We start from the raw sequence: 6,000 nt of genomic DNA on the forward strand, positions 1-6,000 counted from the left end.
TGTGACTTCTTTATAGTCTGGTCGGATGAGATCCATGGATTGGCTTTTCGGCAATGCCGCCTGGGTGCGCTGCGCCCTCAACGCCTGGCCCCCCTTCTGGGGCGCAGGCATCAAGATAGAAACCCTGAGCCCCGATTTTCGCTTCTGCCGGGTCACTCTCAAGTCCCGCTGGTGGAACAAGAATGCCAACCGGACCCAGTTCGGCGGCAGCATGTTCGCCATGACGGATCCCATCTACCCGTTGATGCTGATGGGCTATTTCAAGAACCGCTACTACGTGTGGGACAAGGCGGGCAGCATCAATTTCATCAAGCCGGGTAAGGGCAAACTGGTGGCGGAGTTCACCCTGAGCGACGCCAAGCTGGCATCGATCGTGGCGGCGACCGAGGGGGGAGACAAGCACTTTCCCGAGTTCGAGGTGCAGGTGCAGGATGGTCAGGGCGAGCTGGTGGCCCAGGTGAAGCGCACCCTCTATGTCAGATCCAAGCCCCAGCACAGGGGTGGCTGAATGCCTGCTGCAGATGCAACAAGGGCCCCGTCGGGGCCCTTGTTGCATGAAGAGGGAGGGAGATCAGATCACTCCAGCTCGCCCAGGCACATCTCTTCGTGCAGCTGTTTGCACCAGCCCTTGACGCGCTCGGCGGTCAGCTCCGGCTGGCGATCTTCGTCGATGCCCAGGCCCACGAAGTGCTTGTCATCCACGAGCGCTTTGGAGGCTTCGAACTCGTAGCTCGCGGTCGGCCAGTGGCCGATGATGATGGCGCCCTTGGCTTCGACGATGTCACGCAGGGTGCCCATGGCGTCGAGGAAGTACTCGGCATAGTCTTCCTGATCGCCGCATCCGAAGATGGCCACCAGCTTGTTGTTGAAGTCGATCTCTTCGAGTTCGGGGAAGAAGTCGTCCCAATCGGCCTGGGCTTCGCCGTAGTACCAAGTCGGGATGCCGAACATCAGCAGATCGAAGCTGTCGATGTCGGCCTTGCTGCTCTTGGCAATGTCACGGACTTCAATCAGTTGTTTGCCCAGTTCTTTCTGGATCATCTTGGCGACAGCTTCGGTATTACCGGTATCGCTGCCGAAAAACAGACCTACACTAGCCATAGTGTTTCGTTACCCGTATCTGGTGTTGATGCTTGACGGTTCAGATTGCGATGCCTGCTGCATGAGCAGACTCGATCTGTTGCTTCAGGATAGATTGGATCAGCTCGGCTCGGCTGACGTTCTGTTGCAGCGCAAGTTGGTTCAGGCGCTCCAGCAACTCGGCTTCCACCTTTAACTCGACCCGTTTCAGCCCGTTCTCACGATCGCGCTTGAGCTGGTTGCGCTTGTTGATCTTGAGCTGGGTCTCGCGGGGGAGTGGATTGGTCTTTGGCCTGCCGGGGCGCTTCTCAGTTGCGAACAGATCCAGTGTTGTTCGATCAGTTTGCTGTTTGGCCATACATCACAGATGAAAAGTAGTTAGCCGATCCCTGAGCCTTCCCAGCCCATTTCGATCAGCCCCTTGGCGACAAAACCCGCGCAACCCAGAAACAGCACCAGCCAGACGACGAAGCGGCCGAAGCGGGGCACATTGCCCCGTTTGAGCACGTCCTGAATGGCCAGACCAATCAGCAGGAAGATGGCCACGAAGAACAGTTTCAGGCCCAGACTCTCGATGAGATCGATGTGTTCACTCAGCATGGATTGCGCGCACTCCTTAAGACGGGCGCACTATATCACAAAGGATTTGAAACTGTTAACCGCCTGTCGACAGGAAATCCACAACCAGTTTGTTGAACAAAACCGGCTTTTCCGCGTGCAGCCAGTGACCCGTGCCGGCGATGACGCGGGCCTTGGCGGCCGGGAACTGGGCCATCGCGGCCCCGGTGTATTCGGGCAACATATAGTCGGAGTCGCCCCCCTTGATGAAGAGTGTCGCGCCTTCGAAGCGGCGTTCATCGTCAGGCCAGCCCATGATGTTGGCGTAGTTGCGCTCAAGGGCCGGCACGTTGAAACGCCACCCCCATCCAGACTCCCCTTTGGCGAAGGATTTGAGCAGGAACTGGCGCACCCCGGCGATCTCGATGTGCTCGGCCAGCATGGCTTCCGCCTCGCTGCGGCTCTGGGGGGGCGTGGCCAGCGTGGCATTGAGCCCGGCAAACACGTTCTTGTGGCGGGCGTGGGGATAGGCCACCGGGGCGATGTCCGCCACTACCAGCTTGCTGACCCTGTGAGGGGCCTGCTTGGCGACCTGCATGGCGACCTTGCCCCCCATGGAGTGGCCCACCAGGGCCACCTGCTCAAGTCCAAGATGGTCCAGCAGGGCCAGGATGTCCGCCGCCTGGGCCGGGTAGCTCATCTCGTCCGAGTGAAAGGAGGCGCCGTGATTGCGCAGATCGACGCTGATGACCCGGTATTGTTCGCTGAGGGGGCGCGCCAGCAGGCCGAGGTTGTCCAGGCTGCCAAAGAGGCCATGGATCAGCACGACAGTCGGGCCTTCGCCCTGATCCTTGAAGTTCAATCGTGGATATTGTTGCAAAATGACACCTTATCGGTCGTGGGCTCTATCGCCATACTTTTTAACACACTGAAAGAAAAGGATTTCATTCCTGGCGGGGGATTTTTTTGTGGTTTTTTTTCAAAAATATCTCCCCGGGATCGGCTATCAGTGCGGGGGATCACACACTTGGCCCGTCATTATGCCGTATTCTCAAGGAGATTCATGCACATCTGTCCGCCCCTTGCTTGGGCTGCCGGGTCTGCCTATGTATAATCGCCGCATCCGAATTTCGACGAGTCCAGCGCATCCCTATGAAAACCATCGAGCTTGATGACGATCTCTACTTCTTTATCGCGAGCCAGACCCGGCACATCGGCGAGAGTGCGTCCGATATCCTGCGTCGCCTGCTGGAGCAACCCGCCCAGGCTGGCACGGCAACCGTGGCGGCCGCGCCTGCGATGCAACCGCAACCCGTGGCCGATGCCATGGGGCTGGAGGCACTGCTGGATTCCGGCGAGCTTCAGAAAGAAGAGAAGTCCATCAACCGCTTCATGCTGGTATTGAGCACCCTCTATCGGGACAACCCGGAAGGTTTCACCCAGGCGACCGAGATAAAAGGGCGCAAGCGCGTCTATTTCTCCCGTGACCCGGAAGCGCTGCGTGCCAGTGGCAGCACCACCAAGCCCAAGCCGGTACCGGAGACCCCGTTCTGGGTGATCACCAATACCAATACCAGCCGCAAGCAGAACATGGTGGCCCAGCTCATGAACAGCATGGGTTATGACGAGGATCTGACGGCTCGGGTGTGCGGCGCCGTTTAACCCATCAATGACTTCAGGCCTTGCCGGGCAAGGCTCAGCTCAAGGAAAACGCCATGGCACAGCATTCCCACGCCGGTCAGCCGGCTCGTCTTTGCGATCTGACCAACATTCCCCGTCTGGTCAGCGCCTACTACCTCAACAAGCCGGACATGAGCCGCCCTGAGCAGCGGGTCGCCTTCGGCACCTCCGGTCACCGCGGCAGCGCCCTGCACAGCGCCTTCACCGAATCCCACATTCTGGCGGTGACCCAGGCGCTGGTGGAGTACCGCCAGCAGGCCGGTATCACGGGGCCGCTGTTCGTTGGCATGGATACCCATGCCCTGTCTGAATCCGCCTTTGCCAGCGCGGTGGAAGTGCTGGCGGCCAACGGTGTCGAGACCCGCATTCAGGCCGGCCTCGGCTTCACGCCGACCCCGGTCATCTCCCATGCCATCCTGCGCCACAACGCAGGCAAACCCGTGGCCCAGGCGGACGGCGTGGTGATCACCCCGTCCCACAACCCGCCGGAAGATGGTGGCTTCAAATACAACCCGCCCCACGGCGGTCCTGCCGAAGGCGAGATCACCAAGTGGGTGGAAGACCGCGCCAACGCGATCCTGGAAGCGGGCCTGGCCGGTGTGAAGCGGATGCCGTTTGCCGAGGCTCTCAAGAGCCCGTTCGTGGTGGAACACGACTATGTCACCCCTTATGTGGATGATCTCGAGAACGTGCTGGATCTGGCCGCCATCAAGCAGGCTGGCATCAAGATAGGCGTGGATCCGCTGGGTGGCTCCGGCGTCGCCTACTGGGACGTCATCGCCAGGCGCTACGGTCTGGACATCGAGGTGGTGAACTACAAGGTCGACCCGACCTTCTCCTTCATGACCCTGGACAAAGACGGCAAGATCCGGATGGACTGTTCCAGCCCGTTCGCCATGGCGAGCCTGATTGCCCTGAAAGACAAGTTCGACATCGCCCTTGGCAATGACCCTGACTACGACCGTCACGGCATCGTCACCAAGGCGGGCCTGATGAATCCGAACCACTATCTGGCGGTGGCCATCCAGTATCTGTTCACCCACAGAACCGGCTGGCCCAAGGGGGCGGCCGTCGGCAAGACGCTGGTCTCCTCTTCCATGATCGACCGGGTGGCCGGCGAGATCGGTCGCACCCTCAAAGAGGTGCCGGTCGGCTTCAAGTGGTTCGTGGACGGTCTCTACAGCGGCGAGTTCGGCTTTGGCGGCGAGGAGAGCGCGGGTGCCTCCTTCCTGCGCAAGGACGGTACCGTCTGGACCACCGACAAGGATGGCTTCATTCTGGCGCTGCTGGCGGCCGAGATCCTGGCGGTGACCGGCAAGGATCCCCAGGCCCACTACGATGCGCTCGAAGCCAGATTCGGCCGCTCCAGCTACCGCCGCATTGATGCCCCGGCCAACAGCGCCCAGAAGGCGGTGCTCTCCAAGCTGGATCCGGCCCTGGTGGAAGCCTCCACCCTGGCTGGCGAGCCCATCCTCGCCAAGCTGACCAAGGCGCCTGGCAACGATGCCGCCATCGGCGGCCTGAAAGTGGTGACCGAGAACGGCTGGTTCGCGGCGCGCCCCTCCGGCACCGAGTCCATCTACAAGATCTACATGGAGAGCTTCAAGGGGGAGGCGCACCTGGACCTCATCCAGCAGGAAGCCCAGCAGATCGTCTCCGCCGCCCTGGCCAAGGCAGGCGTTTGACCCTAACGGCAACAACCCATGTGAAAGAGGAGCCCTGGTGGCTCCTCTTTTTTTGTGTCGGGTTGACTGCGGATCAGCCGTTGTCGACGCTGCCGATGGCGGCCTTGCGGTTCTGCCAGCGCTTGAGGAAGGAGCGGGCCGGCAGCTTCATCAGGAAGAGAGAGAGCAGGATGATGCCGATGCCGAGCCACTGACGGCCATCCAGGGTTTCTCCCACCATCAGCACACCGCAGGAGACCGCCACCATGGGATTGGTGAGGGCCAGCATCCCCATCACCTCCGGGCCATGGCGTTTGAGTCCCCAGAGCCAGGCCCAGTAGGCCAGGGCCGTGTTGAGGATCACCAGCCAGATAAGCCCGGGAGTGGCGTCAGCCTTGGGCAGGGGCATGGGGCCGGCCAGCCACCAGGCCAGCGGGATCAGCATCAGGCCGCCCAGCAGCAGCTGCCAGGCGGTCAGAGCCAGCAGATCGTCCACCGGCCAGCGTTGCATCCCTGTCTCTTGATCAGATCTTGATCCCCTGTGCCATCAAATCCTTGGCGGCAAGAAAGCCATCCAGTTTACTTTGCAGGGCTTCCCAGCCTTCCCAGAGGGCGCCCCAGCTGGCAATTCCGGTTCGCTTGCTGTCCATAAAGCCCCCCAGTCTGGCTATCGCCATGTAGGCCCACTGCAAGCTCCCGGCGCGCTCTTTGCGCTTGCGTTTTCCCTTGTCCAGATAGCCCAGTAGCTGACATTCATCCGGGGTCAGCACCGTTTCTGCGGACTGGCTTTCTACGTGCTCCGCTTCTTTTAGCAGCCCTTGTGCCCTGAGCGCTTGCGGCAGGGTGAAGCTTTCTCTGAGCTGTAACAGCCTGACTGCAACAAACGAGAGGATCGAGACCATGCGCTCCAGATTATCCGGCTCCTCCATGCGTTGCCTCTCGGCTCCTGCTCCGGTTTTCCATGCCTTATGGAACTCCTCGATCCGCCAGCGATGGGTATAAATGTCGATGACGCGCA

General features: G+C 60.6%; 8 protein-coding genes and 1 pseudogene. 3 read left to right on the forward strand and 6 right to left on the reverse strand.

Going from position 1 to position 6,000, the window contains the following annotated elements:
- Nucleotides 1-34: 34 nt before the first annotated feature.
- Nucleotides 35-508: a DUF4442 domain-containing protein gene (locus AB5Y50_RS11770; RefSeq protein WP_042878128.1), complete on the forward strand. Its 474-nt coding sequence runs from the start codon at nucleotides 35-37 to the stop codon at nucleotides 506-508.
- 68 nt (nucleotides 509-576) lie between these two features.
- On the opposite strand, the gene fldA is transcribed toward AB5Y50_RS11770, so the two are convergent.
- Genes fldA through AB5Y50_RS11790 form a run of 4 tightly spaced genes read right to left on the reverse strand, consistent with a single transcriptional unit; the run spans nucleotide 577 to nucleotide 2,500 of the window.
- Entirely contained in the window at nucleotides 577-1,101 is a 525-nt protein-coding gene (gene fldA / locus AB5Y50_RS11775; RefSeq protein WP_010674104.1) for a flavodoxin FldA, read from the reverse strand.
- Between the two features lie 40 nt (nucleotides 1,102-1,141).
- Nucleotides 1,142-1,438: a LexA regulated protein gene (gene ybfE / locus AB5Y50_RS11780; RefSeq protein ID WP_005325670.1), complete on the reverse strand. Its 297-nt coding sequence runs from the start codon at nucleotides 1,436-1,438 to the stop codon at nucleotides 1,142-1,144.
- Nucleotides 1,439-1,458: 20 nt separating this feature from the next.
- Nucleotides 1,459-1,680, reverse strand: coding sequence for a DUF2788 domain-containing protein (locus AB5Y50_RS11785; protein WP_042077338.1), 222 nt, complete (start codon nucleotides 1,678-1,680; stop codon nucleotides 1,459-1,461).
- Between the two features lie 55 nt (nucleotides 1,681-1,735).
- Complete coding sequence (locus AB5Y50_RS11790; protein ID WP_041215535.1) at nucleotides 1,736-2,500, reverse strand: alpha/beta fold hydrolase; 765 nt, start codon at nucleotides 2,498-2,500, stop codon at nucleotides 1,736-1,738.
- Between the two features lie 290 nt (nucleotides 2,501-2,790).
- Between AB5Y50_RS11790 and seqA the strand changes: the two genes are divergently transcribed.
- Together seqA and pgm are read left to right on the forward strand one after the other, a co-directional pair.
- Complete coding sequence (seqA, locus tag AB5Y50_RS11795) at nucleotides 2,791-3,300, forward strand: replication initiation negative regulator SeqA (RefSeq protein WP_010674108.1); 510 nt, start codon at nucleotides 2,791-2,793, stop codon at nucleotides 3,298-3,300.
- A gap of 53 nt (nucleotides 3,301-3,353) precedes the next feature.
- Complete coding sequence (gene pgm, locus AB5Y50_RS11800; RefSeq protein WP_010674109.1) at nucleotides 3,354-5,003, forward strand: phosphoglucomutase (alpha-D-glucose-1,6-bisphosphate-dependent); 1,650 nt, start codon at nucleotides 3,354-3,356, stop codon at nucleotides 5,001-5,003.
- Between the two features lie 73 nt (nucleotides 5,004-5,076).
- Here the strand turns inward: pgm and AB5Y50_RS11805 are convergent.
- A pseudogene (locus AB5Y50_RS11805) lies at nucleotides 5,077-5,493 on the reverse strand (DMT family transporter); the annotation flags it as partial.
- A gap of 13 nt (nucleotides 5,494-5,506) precedes the next feature.
- Nucleotides 5,507-6,000: IS4 family transposase (locus AB5Y50_RS11810; RefSeq protein WP_368162502.1), on the reverse strand; the 494-nt coding region annotated here is incomplete at its 5' end.

Source organism: Aeromonas sp. s6 (genome assembly GCF_040907815.1).
Taxonomy (GTDB): Bacteria; Pseudomonadota; Gammaproteobacteria; order Enterobacterales; family Aeromonadaceae; genus Aeromonas; species Aeromonas caviae.

What these genes read in the sequence shown, in the direction of transcription:
- seqA (WP_010674108.1), top strand. Translation starts at nt 2,791, where the DNA reads ATGAAAACCATCGAGCTTGATGACGATCTCTACTTCTTTATCGCGAGC.
- AB5Y50_RS11770 (WP_042878128.1), top strand. Translation starts at nt 35, where the DNA reads ATGGATTGGCTTTTCGGCAATGCCGCCTGGGTGCGCTGCGCCCTCAAC.
- pgm (WP_010674109.1), top strand. Translation starts at nt 3,354, where the DNA reads ATGGCACAGCATTCCCACGCCGGTCAGCCGGCTCGTCTTTGCGATCTG.
- AB5Y50_RS11785 (WP_042077338.1), bottom strand. Translation starts at nt 1,680, where the DNA reads ATGCTGAGTGAACACATCGATCTCATCGAGAGTCTGGGCCTGAAACTG.
- ybfE (WP_005325670.1), bottom strand. Translation starts at nt 1,438, where the DNA reads ATGGCCAAACAGCAAACTGATCGAACAACACTGGATCTGTTCGCAACT.
- fldA (WP_010674104.1), bottom strand. Translation starts at nt 1,101, where the DNA reads ATGGCTAGTGTAGGTCTGTTTTTCGGCAGCGATACCGGTAATACCGAA.